Source organism: Paenibacillus sp. FSL H8-0537, assembly GCF_038051995.1.
Lineage (GTDB): Bacteria > Bacillota > Bacilli > Paenibacillales > Paenibacillaceae > Pristimantibacillus.
The window spans coordinates 5,825,151-5,842,104 of record NZ_CP150290.1; the positions used below are offsets into that span (position 1 = coordinate 5,825,151).

16 protein-coding genes are annotated in these 16,954 nt (G+C 48.9%); 3 read left to right on the forward strand and 13 right to left on the reverse strand.

Going from position 1 to position 16,954, the window contains the following annotated elements:
- Window positions 1-29: 29 nt before the first annotated feature.
- From MHB80_RS24640 to MHB80_RS24680, 9 genes are all read right to left on the reverse strand, one after another.
- On the reverse strand, window positions 30-1,124 hold the full coding sequence (locus tag MHB80_RS24640; protein ID WP_341279443.1) for a carbohydrate ABC transporter permease: 1,095 nt from the start codon (window positions 1,122-1,124) through the stop codon (window positions 30-32).
- On the reverse strand, window positions 1,124-2,206 hold the full coding sequence (locus MHB80_RS24645; RefSeq protein WP_341279444.1) for a sugar ABC transporter permease: 1,083 nt from the start codon (window positions 2,204-2,206) through the stop codon (window positions 1,124-1,126). The genes MHB80_RS24640 and MHB80_RS24645 overlap by 1 nt, the downstream gene beginning before the upstream one ends.
- A 25-nt stretch (window positions 2,207-2,231) precedes the next feature.
- A complete protein-coding gene (locus MHB80_RS24650) occupies window positions 2,232-3,620 on the reverse strand; it encodes an ABC transporter substrate-binding protein (protein ID WP_341283068.1) in 1,389 nt (462 codons plus the stop codon).
- Between the two features lie 296 nt (window positions 3,621-3,916).
- Complete coding sequence (locus MHB80_RS24655; RefSeq protein ID WP_341279445.1) at window positions 3,917-4,960, reverse strand: LacI family DNA-binding transcriptional regulator; 1,044 nt, start codon at window positions 4,958-4,960, stop codon at window positions 3,917-3,919.
- 81 nt (window positions 4,961-5,041) lie between these two features.
- Complete coding sequence (locus tag MHB80_RS24660) at window positions 5,042-5,851, reverse strand: alpha/beta fold hydrolase (protein WP_341279446.1); 810 nt, start codon at window positions 5,849-5,851, stop codon at window positions 5,042-5,044.
- Window positions 5,852-5,939: 88 nt separating this feature from the next.
- Window positions 5,940-7,223, reverse strand: coding sequence for an ATP-binding protein (locus tag MHB80_RS24665; protein ID WP_341279447.1), 1,284 nt, complete (start codon window positions 7,221-7,223; stop codon window positions 5,940-5,942).
- A 341-nt stretch (window positions 7,224-7,564) separates the two neighbouring features.
- Window positions 7,565-9,043, reverse strand: a complete 1,479-nt coding sequence (locus tag MHB80_RS24670) for a serine hydrolase (protein ID WP_341279448.1) — start codon at window positions 9,041-9,043, stop codon at window positions 7,565-7,567.
- A 25-nt stretch (window positions 9,044-9,068) separates the two neighbouring features.
- The gene (locus tag MHB80_RS24675) at window positions 9,069-9,953 is read right to left on the reverse strand and encodes an ROK family protein (RefSeq protein WP_341279449.1); all 885 of its coding nucleotides are present in this window, start codon (window positions 9,951-9,953) and stop codon (window positions 9,069-9,071) included.
- 103 nt (window positions 9,954-10,056) lie between these two features.
- A complete protein-coding gene (locus tag MHB80_RS24680; protein WP_341279450.1) occupies window positions 10,057-10,647 on the reverse strand; it encodes a ribonuclease H-like YkuK family protein in 591 nt (196 codons plus the stop codon).
- A gap of 234 nt (window positions 10,648-10,881) precedes the next feature.
- Between MHB80_RS24680 and MHB80_RS24685 the strand changes: the two genes are divergently transcribed.
- Together MHB80_RS24685 and MHB80_RS24690 are read left to right on the forward strand one after the other, a co-directional pair.
- Window positions 10,882-12,195 (forward strand): extracellular solute-binding protein, encoded by a 1,314-nt coding sequence (locus tag MHB80_RS24685; protein ID WP_341279451.1) that lies wholly within the window; start codon window positions 10,882-10,884, stop codon window positions 12,193-12,195.
- A 19-nt stretch (window positions 12,196-12,214) separates the two neighbouring features.
- Window positions 12,215-13,903, forward strand: a complete 1,689-nt coding sequence (locus MHB80_RS24690; protein ID WP_341279452.1) for a methyl-accepting chemotaxis protein — start codon at window positions 12,215-12,217, stop codon at window positions 13,901-13,903.
- Between the two features lie 490 nt (window positions 13,904-14,393).
- Here MHB80_RS24690 and MHB80_RS24695 read toward each other — a convergent pair whose 3' ends face one another.
- Window positions 14,394-14,591, reverse strand: coding sequence for a hypothetical protein (locus tag MHB80_RS24695; protein ID WP_341279453.1), 198 nt, complete (start codon window positions 14,589-14,591; stop codon window positions 14,394-14,396).
- Window positions 14,592-14,672: 81 nt separating this feature from the next.
- The gene (locus MHB80_RS24700; protein ID WP_341279454.1) at window positions 14,673-15,500 is read right to left on the reverse strand and encodes a sugar phosphate isomerase/epimerase; all 828 of its coding nucleotides are present in this window, start codon (window positions 15,498-15,500) and stop codon (window positions 14,673-14,675) included.
- A gap of 320 nt (window positions 15,501-15,820) precedes the next feature.
- Between MHB80_RS24700 and MHB80_RS24705 the strand changes: the two genes are divergently transcribed.
- Window positions 15,821-16,030 (forward strand): hypothetical protein, encoded by a 210-nt coding sequence (locus MHB80_RS24705; protein ID WP_341279455.1) that lies wholly within the window; start codon window positions 15,821-15,823, stop codon window positions 16,028-16,030.
- A 22-nt stretch (window positions 16,031-16,052) separates the two neighbouring features.
- Here the strand turns inward: MHB80_RS24705 and MHB80_RS24710 are convergent, their stop codons facing one another.
- Window positions 16,053-16,331 carry a YqkE family protein gene (locus MHB80_RS24710; RefSeq protein ID WP_341279456.1) on the reverse strand — a complete coding sequence of 93 codons (279 nt, stop codon included), beginning with the start codon at window positions 16,329-16,331 and terminating at the stop codon, window positions 16,053-16,055.
- A gap of 190 nt (window positions 16,332-16,521) precedes the next feature.
- The gene (locus tag MHB80_RS24715; RefSeq protein WP_341279457.1) at window positions 16,522-16,815 is read right to left on the reverse strand and encodes a hypothetical protein; all 294 of its coding nucleotides are present in this window, start codon (window positions 16,813-16,815) and stop codon (window positions 16,522-16,524) included.
- Window positions 16,816-16,954: the final 139 nt, after the last annotated feature.

A 16,954-nucleotide genomic window follows, 5' to 3' on the forward strand; every position in this document is an offset into this window, starting at 1 on the left:
TTTCTTGAAGGAGAGGCGCCCTTAGATGCCTAGCCTTTCACCGAGCCGCCTAATAAGCCGCGTACGAAATATTTTTGCAGGGCGAAAAATACAGTTAGAGGCATCAGCATCGAGACGAATGCAGCTGCTGTCAGCAGATGCCAATCGCTGCCTCTTGATCCTACCATTGCGGCAATCCGCATCGACATGACCTGTACATCCGGCTGGCTGCCGATAAACACCAAGGATACTAAATAATCGTTCCATACCCATAGAAACTGGAAAATACCGATGGAGGCAATCGCCGGAACCGACAACGGCAGAATAAGCCGTGTGAAAATCGTAAAGTTTGACGCGCCATCCATAAATGCCGATTCGAACAAGTCCTTTGGCAGCTGGCTGATGAACGTATACATAAAATATATCGTCAGCGGCAGGCCGAAGCCGGTATGCGCAATCCATATGCCCAGGTAGCTGCCGTTCAGGCCAAGTGCCGTATAATCCTTCAAAATCGGGATGAGCGCAACTTGGAGCGGCACAACCAGCATCATAATGACAGCGACGAACATCGATCGACGCAGCGGAAACCGCAGCCAAGCAAATGCATAAGCGGCGAAGGTCGCGATCAGGATCGGGATAATCGTCGATGGAATCGTCACAACCAGCGTATTGAGAAATGCTTTGGAGAGACCTTCTCCCTTCTGCGCTCTTACCGTGCCGTCTGACTGCATAATTTCAAAGGTTTTGCCCGTCAGCACACCATTATAGTTATCTAGCGTAAAGTTCGAGTTCACCTTCCAGTCCGGCTGCTGCACCTGAATCGTGCGCGCTCGGCGATTTTCCCAGATCAGCCTGCTGCCATCCAGCGCGGTGACGCCGCTGCGCAGCTGATCATCGTCAAACACCTCGCCATTCACTTCAATCGGCTGCCGCAAATCGGTTTCCTTCGGCAGCGTGATCGTCGATTGCGCAACATAATCGCGGTGCGGGAATACCGTCCACCAGCCCGTCTGCAAAATATCAACCGCAGGCCGGAAGGAGGAGACCAAGAGGCCTACCGTCGGGATGAGCCAGATGAGGCAAATAAAAGCGAGTACGACGTTGACGATTGTTTTCGACATCGTCTTTTTCCTTGTTCGCTTCATCAGAATCCCCCCTGTTTCCGAAACTGCCGCAAATTAATAATGATGACGGGAATGACAGCGATGAGCAGCACAATCGCCAGCGTTGAGCCATAGCCCGCGTTGCGATACATGAAAAATTGGCGGTAAAACTGCGTCGCTACCACTTCCGTATCATATTGCCCTCCAGTCATTACCATGACGACATCGAAAATCTTGAGCGTAAAGACAACAATTGTCGTCGACACGGACAAAATCGTCCCCGAAATCGCTGGTATAATGATGCTGCGAAAAATACGAATTTCCCCTGCGCCGTCAATGCGCGCCGCCTCAAGCATATCCTCCGGCACGCCCTTGAGCGCCGCCGAGAACAGCACCATCGCAAATCCCGTCTGCATCCAAATCAGAATGGCGACCAGGAAAAGATTGTTCCAGGGCTGAAGCATGCTGGTAAATGCCTGCGGTTCCCCCCCAAAGGCGACCACGATTGCATTGAGCAGACCGATCTGCTCATCTCCCGGCTTGTAGAAATAAATAAATTTCCAGATGACGCCAGCAGCGACGAAGGAAATCGCCATCGGCATAAAGATGATGCCCTTCGCCAATTTCTCGAAGCTGCTGCGATCAGCGAGCACTGCGATGAGCAAGCCCAAGCAGATGCAGGCGGTAGCGCCAAAAGCGACCCATATCAGATTGTTGCGCAGCGCGGTGAGCAGCAAGCGGTTTGTAAAAATAGCGGCATAATTAGAAAGTCCGACAAACTTCTCCGTACCGGCATCCATAAGACTCATATACAAGGTGCGCAGCGTCGGGATAAGCAGCAGCCAGCCGAGCAGCAACGCAGCAGGTCCTACGAAAATAAAGGGCTGGATGCGTCGCTTCCAGATGTCCGGATATTGTTCCACTGCCCAGTTAAACGACCAATAAATCGAATAAACGCCCAGCACTCCCCAAATGATAGCAAGCAAAGCATATAAGACAGATGGCAAATTCGTATCGCGCAGGAATAGGTAAATGCCTGAATGTAAAATCGCATTTACAAGCACGACAGCCAGAGTAACGGCAACGTTTCGCGACTTGCTCGTTTTTGGCGTGGAAGCTAGCATGGCCCAGCCCTCCTTCAATTAAAATTTAATTGTTAAAGCCAAACTGAATTTCTTTAAGCGCGCCGTCCAAATCAACGGTACCGCTAATATAGTCCGTCGTTCCTTTCCAGAACGTGCCTGCTCCTACCGAGCCAGGCATCAGATCAGAGCCATCGAAGCGCAGCGTCGAAGCATTTTTCACGAGCTCGCCCATTCTACGCTCCACATCCGTCGGATACCAATCCAGGCTTGCATCATTCATTGGCGCGATTATGCCACCGGACTGCACCCAAGTCTTAATCGATTCGCCTGTCGTGAAAAACTCCATAACTGCGCGCACTTCCGGACGGTCGTTATGCATCGCATACAAATCACCTGCAACAAGCACTGGGTCACCATAAGCCTCATCAATCGACGGCAAGTAGAACCAGTCATAATCTTCACCCGATTTCAACCCTTCAGGGAAAAAGCTTGTAATAAAGCTGGCTTGGCGATGCAGCCATGCTTTAGGCGGATGATCAAACATCGGTGTAACCGAATCCCCGAACGCGGTCGTTACGATCGACTTGCGTCCACCATAAACATAGTCGTCGTTCAGCCAAATTTGCGACAGCTTCTCGAATGCATTTTTCACAATAGGATCTGTAAATGGCAGCTCGCCTTTTACCCACTTATCATAGTTTTCCGGTGTTGTCGTGCGCAGCATAATGTCTTCAATCCAGTCGGTTGCGGGCCACCCGGTTGCCGCTCCGCTTTCGATGCCAATTGCCCATGCCGGATCGCCGTCTGCGGCAATTTGCTCCGTGAGCGCCAGCAGCTCATCCCATGTCTTAGGTACGGTATAACCCGCATCATCAAACTCTTTCTTTGGATACCAGACGAGACTTTTCACGCTGCTGCGATTCCATACGCCGGCCATAATCGATCCACTCGGACCTTCCATCGTCGCCATATCCAGCCAGCTTTGATTGTAGTTGCCCTTCAGCTTATCAGCGTCCAAAAATTGCGACACATCGATAACCTTGCCCGATTTCACGAAATTCGCCAGCAGCCCTGGCTGCGGGAAATCGGAAATATCCGGCGCATTGCCGCCGTCAATTCGAATGGAAATCGTCGCCTCAAATTCCTTTGAGCCTTCATATTGAATATCGATGCCCGTTTGCTCCTCAAACGCCTTAATGCTCTCCTCGAATTTCACCTGGTCCACATCAACGAATGGACCAAACATCGATACTTTTGTTCCTTTGTAGTTGCCGGCAAGCGCCTGCTCCAGCGGCGAACCATCCGCGTTTCCTGCCGGCTCCTTCGTAGCCTCCGCACTAGCCTCAGGTGTAGCTGTTGCTGCCGCTTCCTCGCTTGGAGTGCTATTGCTGCCGCCACTTCCGCTGCTGCAAGCAGCTACGAGCAGCGCCATAATTAGAACCATGCTCAGCATGAGCGTGTAACCAAACTTAAATGGCTTTTTCAAAAGAACCATCCCCTTATCGTTCATAGTCAAGTGAATCGCAAGTCATTCTCGTTGATGAACGTTCGCCGCATGATGTACGTTTGCAGGTTGTACGTCGTTCATAGAAGCTATATTCATAGCTTAATGATGCATCACCTCCTTCACGATTGAAGCGAAATGAGATAGCAAAAGAATACCGCTGCTCCGCCCAAAATGAATACGTTTACATTAAACGTATTCAGCAAATGAACCGCAGGTGACAAGTACAGCGAACAAACATCAGCCTAGGCTTCTTTATGCACATTGCTTTGGAGGCGAACATGAGGTGCAGGCAAAGTGGACTCTCTGATGATTAACTCGTGAGGAAGCCATTCTCTTAGAACAGCAGCTTCTCTGCCTTCGAGCTGCTCATGCATTTTTTCTACAGCTCTCCAGCCAATCGCATACATGGGCTGGGCAATCGTCGTCAGCTTCGGTATCGTCATCCAAGACATGCGCAGGTTATCAAAGCCTACAACGGATACTTGATCGGGAACACGAATTCCGCGATCATTCAGGCAGGAAATAACGCCCATTGCAAATTCATCGGAGCAAGCAAATACAGCAGTAAGATGTGGGTGTCGGTCGAATAAGCGAGAGGTGGCTGCATATGCTTCTTCAAACCAGTGTGTTGCAAACTCTACGTAGTCTGCACAATGATGGAGGTTGTTTTGTTCGAGAGCCCGGACGAAGCCGTCATGGCGGGTCTGACCTGAGATGGGGTCGGGCAGTGTGAAGCAGATGAGGCCAATATGCTGATGCCCTTGTTCGATTAAATAACTGACCGCTTCGAAAGCAGCTGCCTCCTCGTCAACCTTGACGGATGGAAGCTCATATTCGAAAGACACGGTTGACACAAGCACGACCGGATAGCCGCAAGCTTGCATCGTTTCGTAATACTGGCTTTGGACATAATCGCTGACGAACAATAAGCCATCGGCCTGCTGCTTGTTCAACGTATCCAGATAAGAAATAGTTCGCTCTGGCACCCGGTCCGTATTGCAAATCATCAAATTGTAGCCGAGCTGCTTAGCCGCATCCTCCATGCCGCGAATAATTTCGCCAAAATAAGCATTGCGGATGTCGGGAATGAGAACACCAAGCATTTGCGACTTTTTGAATATAAGACCTCGGGCCAGCGCATTCGGGTGAAAATTCAAGCTTTCAATCGCTTCTAGCACACGCTGTCGCTTATCCTTCGTGACCGATTCCGGCGCATTCATGACACGGGAAACGGTGCTGATGGATACGTTAGCCATTCTAGCAACGTCGCGGATCGTAGGCTTCATCGCCAAACCATCCTTTATTTTCTTTTTTTGAAAACCTTTTCAACGTCATTATAATGGCTAAAATATCCTTTGGCAACCGTTTTATTTTTGCAGCTTCGAAAGCCAAGCATCGATTGCAGCTGCCACCTTGTCCGCTTGCTCGGAAGCCGATATCGTCGCATCGTTGTCGCCGGACTGCTTGCCGTATGTACCGAAGCCGCCATGATTGCCGCCCTCAATCGATACATATTCGGTCAGCTCCGCAGGCAAATTTTGCTTTGACTGCTTCCAGGTTTCCTTGTTCAGCACAGCATCCAGCGTTCCCGTAATTTGCAGTACTGCCAGCTTGCTGCCGCTCAAATCAGCGCCATCATCGGCATATGCGCCCATGAAAAAGATGCCGGCCAGCTTATTCGGATTCTCTGCCGCATATCTCGCAGCAAATGCACCGCCAAGCGAATGCCCGCCAATCACATAGCTTTCTTCTGGATGCTCTGCTATGTATTCATCTGCACGGTCCTGCGCAGTAAGCGCCAAGTTAAATGGCATGGACGCCACATAAACGCGATGTCCAGCTTCTGCCAGGCGCCGTGCAAGCGGTGCGTAGCTTTCCGGCTTCACCAGTCCTCCTGGATAAAAAATAATATTAGGCAAGAGCAGTTCCTTGCTCGCTGCCGGCTCAAAACGGTAACCATGCTTAAGCTCACTTACCTGAACAGAGCCGTCGCTTTCCAGCGCGGTGAGCGCTTCCTCCAGCGGACTATACGTCTTCGCCTGTAAAAATAGGAAAATCCCCAGGATCAAAACAATGACGACAATGGCTGCCCATAACAGCACTCGCTTCCAAGGCGAACGGCGTCCACGCGAATGACGGGATGGCGAGATTGCATTTGAACCATAATCCATTACCATTTCAAAACTCCTTTCAATTCAAACCTAATCGGATGGCAGCATCCTTTGCCGCCATCCGATTAGGTTTGTTAGTTTCAGTCAAGCACGCTTAACGCGTTTGAAAGCCTACCGGCTTTTGTCCCTTGTCTGCCATCCATACTCCGCGGCGGTCCTTGTCAAAGTCTGTTTTCAGCTCTTCAATGACCCGCTTCAAATCTACAGTTTGCTCGTAGTGCTTCTGAAGCGCTGCGGACACATACAGCTCATTTAGCTGGGCAAACGAGAAACCCTCGGTAAATAACGCTGCGTCCTCCATAAGTCCATCCGCTTCCTCTGCCAGTCTTCCGAACCCTTTGCGCTGCAAGTAGGCGAGCCGCAGCTCTTTATCCGGCAGCTTCATCTCATAAGCCCGGTCGAAGCGGCCCGCGCGGTTCATGAGCGCCGGATCGATTTTTTCTGGATAATTCGTCGTGCCGATTAGAAACAGGCCTTCACGGGACGTTGCCCCGTCGAGCGTATTCAGAAAGAAGGAGCGTGCCGACTCCGGCATCGAATCAATATCCTCAATCACGAGAATCATTGGCGCCATTTTCATCGCAGCGGAAAACACCTGTTGAATCGAATCGCTCGTCGTATACTCCGTAATTTGCCAGTAGGCGACGGGAGCCTCTACGCTGCCTGCGATAGATTTCACAAGCGTCGTCTTGCCATTCCCCGGCTTGCCATACAGGAGGATACCTCTTTTATACGGCACGTTATAGGTTTGGAAAAACTCGCGATCCCGGGAGAAAAACTCATCGATGGAACGGTAAATTTGCTGCTTCAAGGAATCGCTCATCATCACCTCGTCGCGTTCTACCATACGCGTGATTTGCTCCTTGCTGCGCTCAAACCCTTCCTTCGTATCAGTAAAAATCGTCACGCGACGCTCGCTAAGCTGTCTCGCCTGCATCGCTTCGAGAAAAGCACGCATCGTCTCATCATTTTTCGCAAAAATAATATCTTCCGTGTTTAGGCCATACTGGCGCAAAAAAGGAATTCGTGCGAACGCTACCTCATATTCGGGATAAGAAATAACATTATTGCGCAGCGAAGGATTGATCCGGTAATTGGCTTCAGACTTCGAATCCTCAAAGCGAAATGAGCGATCCTCCACCAAGTCGTATATAGCAGCCTCCCGCTTTACACCTTCGTATCCACTCGCGAGATCATCCGAAACCCAGTCCCACACATCGTCCCCGTCATCCTGCATGTACAACTGCATAGGTGAGCCGAAGGCTTCTTCAAGCATGCTCTTAATCGTTTGGACGGCCGTTGCATAATTGAAATAATCATCGGTGGATTGGCCTGCTTCTGCTTTGAAAATATAAGGTTTATACGTTTTGGTAATCATAAATGGGGCATTATCTCCTTTAAAATAGGAATTACGACCGGGCTTGTCCGCCACACCCGTCAGGCACAAGGTGAAACGGCCGAAAGTTAAGGCGAAATCATATACTTTCCTTTATTTGGACAAAAAAAGACCGCAAGCCATCAGCCTACGGTCCTCCTGCATATGAAGAGAAGCTGCCTGCGGCAGCGGCCTATAATAAATAAGCCACATATCCTCTTCATGCTTATGCTTAAAACGGCCCGTAGAGGCCCATGGACATTATACGGCTATGACACAAACGCTTCATGACCAAAGGCCTCCTTTCTCCGCAGCTTCAAGTTTAATAGAATAGTTGTCAAATGCTAGTTTGAAAGCCGCTCGCCAGCAAGCTCGCCATGCCGGGTTACAAAATCAAAATGCTTGTAGGCGATTGTAATACGATTGCCGCTGAATGTGCAAATAACCTCGTCATGATAAGGCGTGAAGACGCGGCAAACATCGAAAACCAGCGTCTCGCTGCTCAGCCAGGTCGCGCGTGCTGCTACGGCTTCATTGGCCAACTCATTGCCATAATACCATTCTTGATGACCAGAGTCCAGACGATGCATCCCTGCCGCATCGCTCCACAATAAAGTTGTCACTTCTCTGCCAAATATCAGGCTGAGCTCCGTGACCTCATCCTCATTTTGCTCCACCTTATAATGAATCGTTCCCTCGGCAAACAGAGGGCGCGGCTGCGCAGTGCGCTCTAGAAGGACTAGGCTCCCCAGCTTCTCCCGCAAGCCCGCAAGCTCGGCTTCATTCTCTGGCAGCGAGTTTGGCAGCATGGCTGGCAGCAGATGCTCCCACATCATGTCCATCACTAGCTGCATGTCCTGCACGCCGCTGTTGATGGCAATGACGGCATCCTGCCCCGGAAGGACGACGCAAAATTGGCCGAAAGCCCCATCGCCTCTATAAGCGCCATGTCTGCATTGCCAAAATTGATAGCCATAGCCCTGCTGCCAATCGGTGCCGGAGCCTGTTACGACGTCGCCATGATTGATGTTGTCCATCTGCTTGGCAGTCGCCTGCTCAATCCATTCGGCGGAAATTATGCGCTTGCCGTTAAACATGCCTTTATCCAGCAGCATTTGGCCAAAACGCGCCCAGTCCCCGGTTTTCAGCCTGGCTCCCCAGCCTCCGGTAGCTTCTCCATTCGGCGCCGCATCCCATACTGGACGATCAATGCCAAGCGGCTCGAACAGCCGCGGCATTAAATAGTCTGGCAGAGCAAGGCCGCATACCCGCTGTACAAGAGCTGACAGCATATGGCTTGCCCCACTGTTGTAGAGGAAAAACGAGCCTGGCTCACGCTCAATCGGCTGCTCGAAAAACCCTTTTATCCAATTGCGGTCGGCCCGATCACCTACCTTGGGAGTGACATGATCAGACAACCAGGATTGGAACATATCAAAGCGTGCCGTGTCCTTCGTATGTCCGGTGGACATCGTAAGCAAGTGGCGAATTTTAAGCCCGCCCATATTGGCTTTGACCTCCTCGGTCGCTTCCTCAGGAAAATAGTCCAGCACCGCATCCTCCACGGAAAACAGACCTTCTTCCACCGCGAAGCCAATCGCCATTGAACTCAAGCTTTTAGTCAACGAATAAGCGATGTGCTGCCGATCCGCCTGATAGGGCGTCCACCAGCCTTCGGCTACGACATGCCCATGCCGAATCAGCATCAAGCCATGCAGATCCAAATGATTATCTGCAATGCCTGCCAAAAAAGAACGAATAGCTGCCGAGCTTATTCCCTGACTTTCCGGTGTTGCACGAGGTAATTCATAGGGTTTCTGCATTGTCTTCTCCTCTATAAAGGACTGATTATTTCCGGCTATTTGTCAAAGCGTCAAGCCCAAGCGCAAGCGAACCGGATAGTCCTGCATTATCACCTAGTCCTGGCGATACGATATAGTCTTCAATGTTGTGCAATATTTCCGCTGCCTGCACGTAACCATTCAAAGCGCGTTTCACTTCGGCGTGAATAAGCGGGAACAGCTGCAATTGATGCATAACGCCGCCGCCCAAAATGATTTTGCGAGGCGACAGCAGCAAAATGCTGCCCGCTACAGCCTGTGCGATATAAAAAGCTTCCATCTCCCACGCCTTATGCTCCGGTGGAAGCTCTACTGCCTTCACGCCCCAGCGCTTCTCAATAGCAGGACCTGCCGCTACGCCTTCCAGACAGTCACCATGATAAGGACAGAAACCATCATACGTATCCTCAGGATGACGGCGGGTCAAAATATGTCCGCCCTCCGGGTGCACAAGTCCGTGGACCAGCTTGCCCTCCGAATAAACGCCTACGCCTACGCCGGTGCCAATCGTATAATAAATGCAGCTGTCCAATCCTTTGGCAGCACCCCACACCGCTTCTCCATAAGCAGCAGCGTTAACATCCGTATCCCAGCCATAAGGCACGTCATAGTGCGCTTTCAATGCGCCAAGAAAATCGAAATTCCCCCAGCCTGGTTTAGGCGTCGTCGTAACAAAACCATATTGCGGGCTGGATTTATCAATATTAATCGGACCGAATGTGCCGACGCCAATAGCCTCGACCTGCTTGTCCTTGAAATAGTCGACTACATTCGCCATCGTTATTTCTGGTTTTTCCGTCGGAAAGCTTACGCGATCCTCAATGACGCCATGCTCATTGCCAACGCCACACACAAATTTTGTACCGCCTGCCTCAATTGCCCCAATACGCACGATAATCCCTGCTTTCTATTCCTATGATCTAACAGAAATATACCATGCTGGGCAGCTAAGTGCCACCGTATATGCAAGAAAGCCTGCCTGATGTCTAGCTGCTTCAGAACAGACTCCTGCGCTTGTAGCGGGGAACCGCCTTTTTCGTAAAACGGTTGGCATAGGAGGAAGCGGCATAAGAATCCGGCTTGACGCGCGCAGCATAGGTTCCCATTCCCTGCACCCGCTCTACCATCTCCTGTACATAAAGCGAAGTTTCATTAACTGAAGGCACCGTTCCGGCATCAATATCAATGAAATGCGCCAGTGATGCCCCTTGATACACATAGGGCAGCAGCAAATCCTCCATTCGCTGCAGCACGCCATCCATGAAATAATATGCAACCTCCTGCGACAATACCGTCTCAAGCGTCAGCTTTTCTCTGAGCTTCATCATTTCCCTAGGAACAACCGTTTGGCGGTAGCAGGCCCAGGCCCCTTTTCCAATTCTGCGAATGACAACTCCCGTAACAAACTTCGTATACCCCCGAAATACTTGACTGTCCGTCCCCACTACAAAATGATACGAAGCATGCACATCTCCAGCAATAAAGCTGCAAATCCGCTCACTCACATCCTGAAAGGTTAAGCGGCTTTCGGTCACATTTTGGAACGATAATCCCTCTGGTATAATCAGCTGCTGATTGCTTCCCACTATGGATACGATCGCAAATTCCTCCCCGTGTGATAAGGTGAAACGGCCGAAAGCCGTCCCCTGGCTTCGATACCCGGGCTCCTTTTAATACCTATGCAAACAGTACCGCAAAATAGTATTCACCATCCGTTCAATAAGTTGGACATGTCAGCTCTAATTAAAAATTTTGTAAATCCGATATAATAAGTAGTTAACCATATATAAATGGCAAAAAAAGCCGCAAGGGGGAAATAAGTGAATACAGCTCTTAAAATCCGATTCATCATTCTTACTGTCATCATTGTTGCTTTAATCGCTACTGGCTGCACAACTAAAGCTGCTACCACAGAGCCTGCAGCAACAGAAAATGGGCAAAAAACGCTTAAGGTTTATTGGTGGGGCAATGACGGGAGGCGTGAAAGAACGCTTAAAGTCATTGATTTATTTGAAAAGCAATATCCAGATATAAAAATTGAACCGGTAGATGTACCAAATGCTGATTATTGGACGCTGCTCGCTATGACAGCAGCTGATCAAGACTTCCCAGATGTCATTCAAATGGATTACAAATATATTGATGAGTATGCCAAGCGCAAGCTGATTTTGCCGCTGGATGATTTGGCTGCCTCCGGCAAGCTTGATCTTTCCGATCTGGACGCAAGCTCGCGCACGACAGGAACGATAGACGACAAGCTTTACGGCGTCGTTACTGGTATAAATGCCTTAAGCATGATGTACAATCCGGAAATATTCGAGAAAGCTGGCATTCCTGTTCCAGAAGCAGGCTATACGTATGAAGATTTCATTCAAACAGCCCGCGACCTTAAGGAAAAAATCAGTGACCCGAACTTTGTCCCGATCGGTACGGAGTCGCTCGACTTTTCCTATTACCTCAGACAGCGGGGAGCAAGCTACTATTCCCAGAACGGCAGCTCGCTTGGCTACGATAAGGATGAATATTTATCCGACTTCTTCACATTGGAGAAAATGCTTATTGATGACGGCCTAATGGCAAGCGCAGCAACTCTCAAAGACCGCTCAGCTGACAAGGATTCGCTTATCGTCAATCAGCTTGCTGCTTTCCATAGGCTGACGAGCAATAACGTCGTCTCCTTTACGGACCTGTCAGGCACAGCATTAAAGCTGCTGCCGCTTCCAGCCTTTAAAGGCGGCTCTGAAGGCAACTACGTTAAGCCTTCGATGTATTTCTCGATCTCTGCCTATACGAAGTTGCAGGATGAAGCGGCTTTGTTCGTTGACTTTTTCTTCAACAATTTTGAAGCGAATGATATTTTGCTTGGCGAGCGCGGTGTTCCCGCCACAGCTAAGGTACGCGAGCATCTGCTCAGTACGATGAAAGAAACCGATAAAGAGCAGTATATTTATATGGATGAAGTTGAGAAAAATTCTAGCCCGCTTGATCCGCCTGTTCCCCTAACTTCGACCAGCATCAACACATTGTTCACCAAAATCAGAAATCAAACGCTGCTTGGGCAAATTACGCCGGTTGAAGCCGCAAAACAATTCCGGGACGGTGCGAACGAAATTTTCGCAGATGCCGCTTCTTAGGCGGAAAGGACAATAACTGATGAAACTAACGATTAGTAAAAAACTTTACGGCGGCTTTTTCTCGATTCTGCTGCTGCTCGTTGTTATCGCCTCTCTTAACTATGTGGAAATTGGCTCGATTAACAGCACCTATCAGAAGCTGCTGCAAGAACGCGCCCATAGCGTCAGTCTGGTTAAGGATTTAAGTCTCTCTATTAAAAATGAAAACTTGAGCATTACAGGCTATCTTCTGATGAATGACGAGGCGGAAATCGATGCCTACCGTGATTCCGTTCGCCGTTATAATGAAGTCAGCCAGCAGCTGCAGGGCATGACAAACGATTCAGACGACTGGCTGCTGCTGCAAGGACTCGATTTGCTCCAACAAAGCTATACGAGCAACGCCGAGGAAATGATTGAATTCAAGAAACAAAATAAAGTAGAGGATTATATGCGCCTCGCCGCCAAAAACGAACCAATTATCAGCAAGTTTATGGAAACAGCGGATCGCTTCGTTCTGGAGCAAGAAGAGGTGCTTCGTCTAAGCTCGGAAGAAACGTCGGCCAAAGTGGCCAGCACCAAGCTGATGGTTCTCATTATTTCATTAATTTCGATTGTGGCCGGGATAGCTATTGCTTATTTCATTAGCCGGATGATTACGGTGCCCATTGTTCGAATTACTGCCGTCGCTGAACGTATTGCGAATGGGGATTTGACAAGCGAAGCCGTTAAGGTGAAAAATCGCGATGAATTAGGTGTATTAGCTGCATCCTTTAATGCGATGTCGCAAAATTTGCGCAATCTGATTGAGCAAGTTTCACAAAATGCGCTGCAAGTTGCAGCCTCGTCCGAGCAGTTAACTGCCGGGGCTGAACAGACGACTAAAGCAACCGAGCAGGTCGTTGAAATTATTGAGCAGGTAGCTGGCGGCTCCGAGCAGCAAATTAGAGTCGTTCAGGAGAGCGTAGCTTTTGTGAACAATATGTCAGTGGAGGCGAGCGGCATTGCGGCGAGCGCCCTTCAGGTTTCGGAAAAATCGCGTGCAGCCGCTCAGACTGCTGTAGATGGAACGGTCGCGGTGCAATCCGCTGTCGAGCAAATGGGCCATATTCAGTCCACGGTGCAAAATATTGCGGAGGACGTTAGCATTTTAGGCTCACGCTCCGATGAAATTGGCAAAATCGTCGAGGTAATCGCTGGTATTGCCCAGCAGACGAATCTGCTGGCGCTTAACGCCGCGATTGAAGCTGCACGCGCGGGAGAAGCAGGACGCGGCTTTGCTGTCGTCTCCGCAGAGGTTCGCAAGCTGGCTGAGCAGTCGACCCAGTCCAGCCAGCAAATTGCAGTGCTGGTCCGCTCCATTCAGTCGGATACCGAGCGTACCGTTAAGTCCGTTTATGACGGCAAGGAGGTCGTACAAGCAGGTATTGCTGCGGTATCTGCTGCTGGTGAGTCCTTTAACAACATTAAGCAAGCCGTAAATTCCGTGACCTTGCAAATCCACTCCGTATCCGAAGCCTCGCAGCAAATGTCCGAGGATACGAATAAGCTGGCGGCGTCCCTGCAAGGGGTAGCCGAGGTTGCAGAAGAAACGTCCTCCGGCGCAATAAGCGTATCGGCCGCAACCGAGCAGCAGCTGGCTACGATGGAGGAAATAACCTCCTCGTCCCAAGCGCTGGCTAAAATGTCAGAAGAGCTGCTGCAATTTGTTAAGGATGTTAAGCTATAGAGGTTAAGGGTAAAAAATTGCCGCGTTTGATTTTCCGACAAGCGCGAGAAAAATCGAACACCTTCAAGAACATGCTTCTATATCGTAAGATGTAGGAGCTGTTCTTGAAGGTGTTTTTGTATCTATATTCAAATATGATTAAAATATAAATAACCAGCCGCTGGTTGGATCACCGACGACTGGTTATTAGAAACTTACAAGTTATGTTGTCCCTGTCTCGAAAACAGGGAATATTGTACAAGAAAGATTCCAACCTTTTTATTAAGCGCCTAACTATTCATAATTCATAAACAAATTTATTATAAGCATAATAACTAAATAAGTGAATGCCAATGAGAGAACTAGCTTTAAAAGAATACTTTTTTTTCCTTTTCTATCTTTATATTTATATTCTTTTCTTAATTTAATAAGAGAAGTCGTAATAATAACAACCATGAATAAAGGCATTACATAAGGTACGATTACATTCCACATATTAATCACCTATTTCTTATTGAGGCTCAATGTCAAAAACAAAAGCCCATGTGATTCCTACATAAACACCTGTGTTATATGCATTATTTGCTGATATTCTGGCAGCCATTAGGCCAAAATAAGCTGCTGTTATACCCGGCGGAATAGCAGGAAGACCACCATAATAAGCTGCTACTGCTGCTACTCCTCCAGAAACAGATGAAACAGCAAACAAATCGCCCGATACTTTAATAGCTAAACAACTACTAAGCTTTTACTACTTTTTTCAATTAAGAATAAAAAGGATGCCTAAAAACTATGCGTATTCTGAACGAATGCGCTCAATATAGCTTTTGGAAAACGCCATTTGCTCCTCGCTCGCCGTCTCCATAATAATATGAACGCCCGGCTTGTACTTATTAAGCAAGCGCATATAAAGGCTGTAATTCATTTCGCCATAGCCCGCCGGAACCGTCTGCAGCTCTCCATTCGCATCGGGTTTACGATCCTTCGCATGAGCGCCTATGATTCGGTCGCCAAGCAGGGCAAACGCTTCTTCAATAACTTCATCCTGACGGGCAAAGTTTTCTGTCGTCAGCAAATTGCCCGGATCGATTACGACGCCAACATGCGAGGACGGGATCTGTTGCAGAAAAGCATGCAGCTCCGCCGCCGTGCCAATCAAATGACCGCTGGCTGCCTCGATGCCAATGAATACGCCCCATTTTTCCGCTTCCTCTATTAGCTCCTGAACCGTCGATTTTAGCGTCTTCCAGTCCTGCTCGGTATAAACGCCATCCGGATGGGTTCCCGTCTCAAAAGCAACCATAGGCGCGCCGAGCAGACGTGCGTAGCGAATCAGCTCCTTAAACCGCTCTATATTTTCGCGAAGCTTCTGCTCATCGCGCTCAAAGAAATGCAAATAGCAGCCAAGCACGGAGATCGACACGCCTTGTTTGCGAAGCTCCTCCGCTATCGACATCGCGAGCCCCGGAGTCAGCTTGCCCGGTTTATTAAAATCGACATCATTAATAGCCTTCCACATCGCCAGCTGGATATGGCCAAATCCTGCAGCGCCCACCTTCTCAGCCAGCTCCCTGTAAGACAAGCTCCCAAATAAATGTGCTAATACGCCTACGGACATTTCCTTCACCCTTTCTTTTTTCGCAACAACAAGGTTATGTAATTGCGCCTCAATTCAGTATAACGAAACAAACCGATGTACAGGCGTTAAGCAGCCTAATATAACGGTTAATTGAACATTTTCACCTGATTTATGACGGCTAGCCCGTCCAATATGATGACGCTTACTTTTCAAGCTCGCCTATTGACTTTAACGCAGCCTGCAAAGTCTGTCAATTGCCAGAAGCCGACACTTTCCTAAGCACGTTTTTCAGCATATAATAGAAGCAAGTGCTTTGAAACACCCGGCACCACATAGCAGCAAACAGGAGGCAAACAATTATGGCAATGAGCACAGCGAAGAAAGCAAGACAGAAGCTCGCACAACGAGGCTTAATGAATCCCGAGCAGCTGCGGGGAAGCTGGAATGGCGTGAAGCCTGGCGAACGAAAAACCCCTACTCTGCAAGAGCGAGTAAATAAACTGCATACGAAGCACAAAAGGAATCACGCCGGCAGAAGCGATGATTCCTTTTGTATTTATTGCGCCTAACAAGCAAACGCGCTATACGTCTTTATTTGTATTTTTTCCAGTCGCCCGGCTTGCTGTTATTGAGCAAATACTCCATATCGTTTTCCAGCCGCTTCTGCTCCTGCTTCCGCGCTTCATCCGCCTTCTGGGCGGCATCCTGCTTCTTCTGCTCCTCCGCTGCCTTCAGCGCATTCGACTGCTCCTTGAGCTTGCTCAGCACATCAGCACTCAGCAAATCCTTCAAGGTCGCCTGCTGGCTATCTGCCGCGGCCGCTTTCGGCTTGCTCGCTTGCGTTGCTGCCTGCCGATTTTTTTTCGCCATCCGTAACACCTCTATTTCCATGGTCAGAAGCTGCGAGGAAATTAGCGGTACTTTATTTCCTCGCAGTCTCATAGCCTTTCATTGTCGTTTATTATAGCATGATTTGGGCAAAATGAAAGACGCCCCTCGCCGCATGGCAGCGGGTTGGAGCGCCTTTTGCTTACCTGCTTGCAGCAGGCTGCTTTTATTATTAGTAAGAGTAGTTGCCCATTTCGGAAAAGCCTGCAATTAGAGCAGCACCGAATACTAAGAAAAAGAAAATGTATAAAACGATACCGATAGCAGCCCATAACAATGAAGCCTTAGCATAGTTTGACTTGCTGATTTTTGCATTGCCGCCAAAAGCCCAGACGAACAGCATAATAATGTTCACGAGTGGAATAGCGCAAAGCAGAATAGTAATCATCCACTCTTTAAAGCTTACCGGCTCCGCCAAATGGTTTTGTTGTTGGTAGCCATTCTGATTCTGATATTGTTGTTCCATGACCTTTCACTTCTCCCTCTAATTATCTAATGAAATTTTCTCTTGCTCTGTACATGTTAACGAGGAAAGCGACATATTTCAACATACTTTTGGATTATTTTCCATTTGCCATATAGATCTAAATAACTAAAAAACGCAA

Excerpts from the sequence above, each read along its gene's own strand:
- MHB80_RS24640 (WP_341279443.1), bottom strand. The coding sequence starts at position 1,124 with ATGAAGCGAACAAGGAAAAAGACGATGTCGAAAACAATCGTCAACGTC.
- MHB80_RS24645 (WP_341279444.1), bottom strand. The coding sequence starts at position 2,206 with ATGCTAGCTTCCACGCCAAAAACGAGCAAGTCGCGAAACGTTGCCGTT.
- MHB80_RS24650 (WP_341283068.1), bottom strand. The coding sequence starts at position 3,620 with ATGCTGAGCATGGTTCTAATTATGGCGCTGCTCGTAGCTGCTTGCAGC.
- MHB80_RS24655 (WP_341279445.1), bottom strand. The coding sequence starts at position 4,960 with ATGAAGCCTACGATCCGCGACGTTGCTAGAATGGCTAACGTATCCATC.
- MHB80_RS24660 (WP_341279446.1), bottom strand. The coding sequence starts at position 5,851 with ATGGTAATGGATTATGGTTCAAATGCAATCTCGCCATCCCGTCATTCG.
- MHB80_RS24665 (WP_341279447.1), bottom strand. The coding sequence starts at position 7,223 with ATGATTACCAAAACGTATAAACCTTATATTTTCAAAGCAGAAGCAGGC.
- MHB80_RS24670 (WP_341279448.1), bottom strand. The coding sequence starts at position 9,043 with ATGCAGAAACCCTATGAATTACCTCGTGCAACACCGGAAAGTCAGGGA.
- MHB80_RS24690 (WP_341279452.1), top strand. The coding sequence starts at position 12,215 with ATGAAACTAACGATTAGTAAAAAACTTTACGGCGGCTTTTTCTCGATT.
- MHB80_RS24700 (WP_341279454.1), bottom strand. The coding sequence starts at position 15,500 with ATGTCCGTAGGCGTATTAGCACATTTATTTGGGAGCTTGTCTTACAGG.
- MHB80_RS24705 (WP_341279455.1), top strand. The coding sequence starts at position 15,821 with ATGGCAATGAGCACAGCGAAGAAAGCAAGACAGAAGCTCGCACAACGA.
- MHB80_RS24710 (WP_341279456.1), bottom strand. The coding sequence starts at position 16,331 with ATGGCGAAAAAAAATCGGCAGGCAGCAACGCAAGCGAGCAAGCCGAAA.
- MHB80_RS24715 (WP_341279457.1), bottom strand. The coding sequence starts at position 16,815 with ATGGAACAACAATATCAGAATCAGAATGGCTACCAACAACAAAACCAT.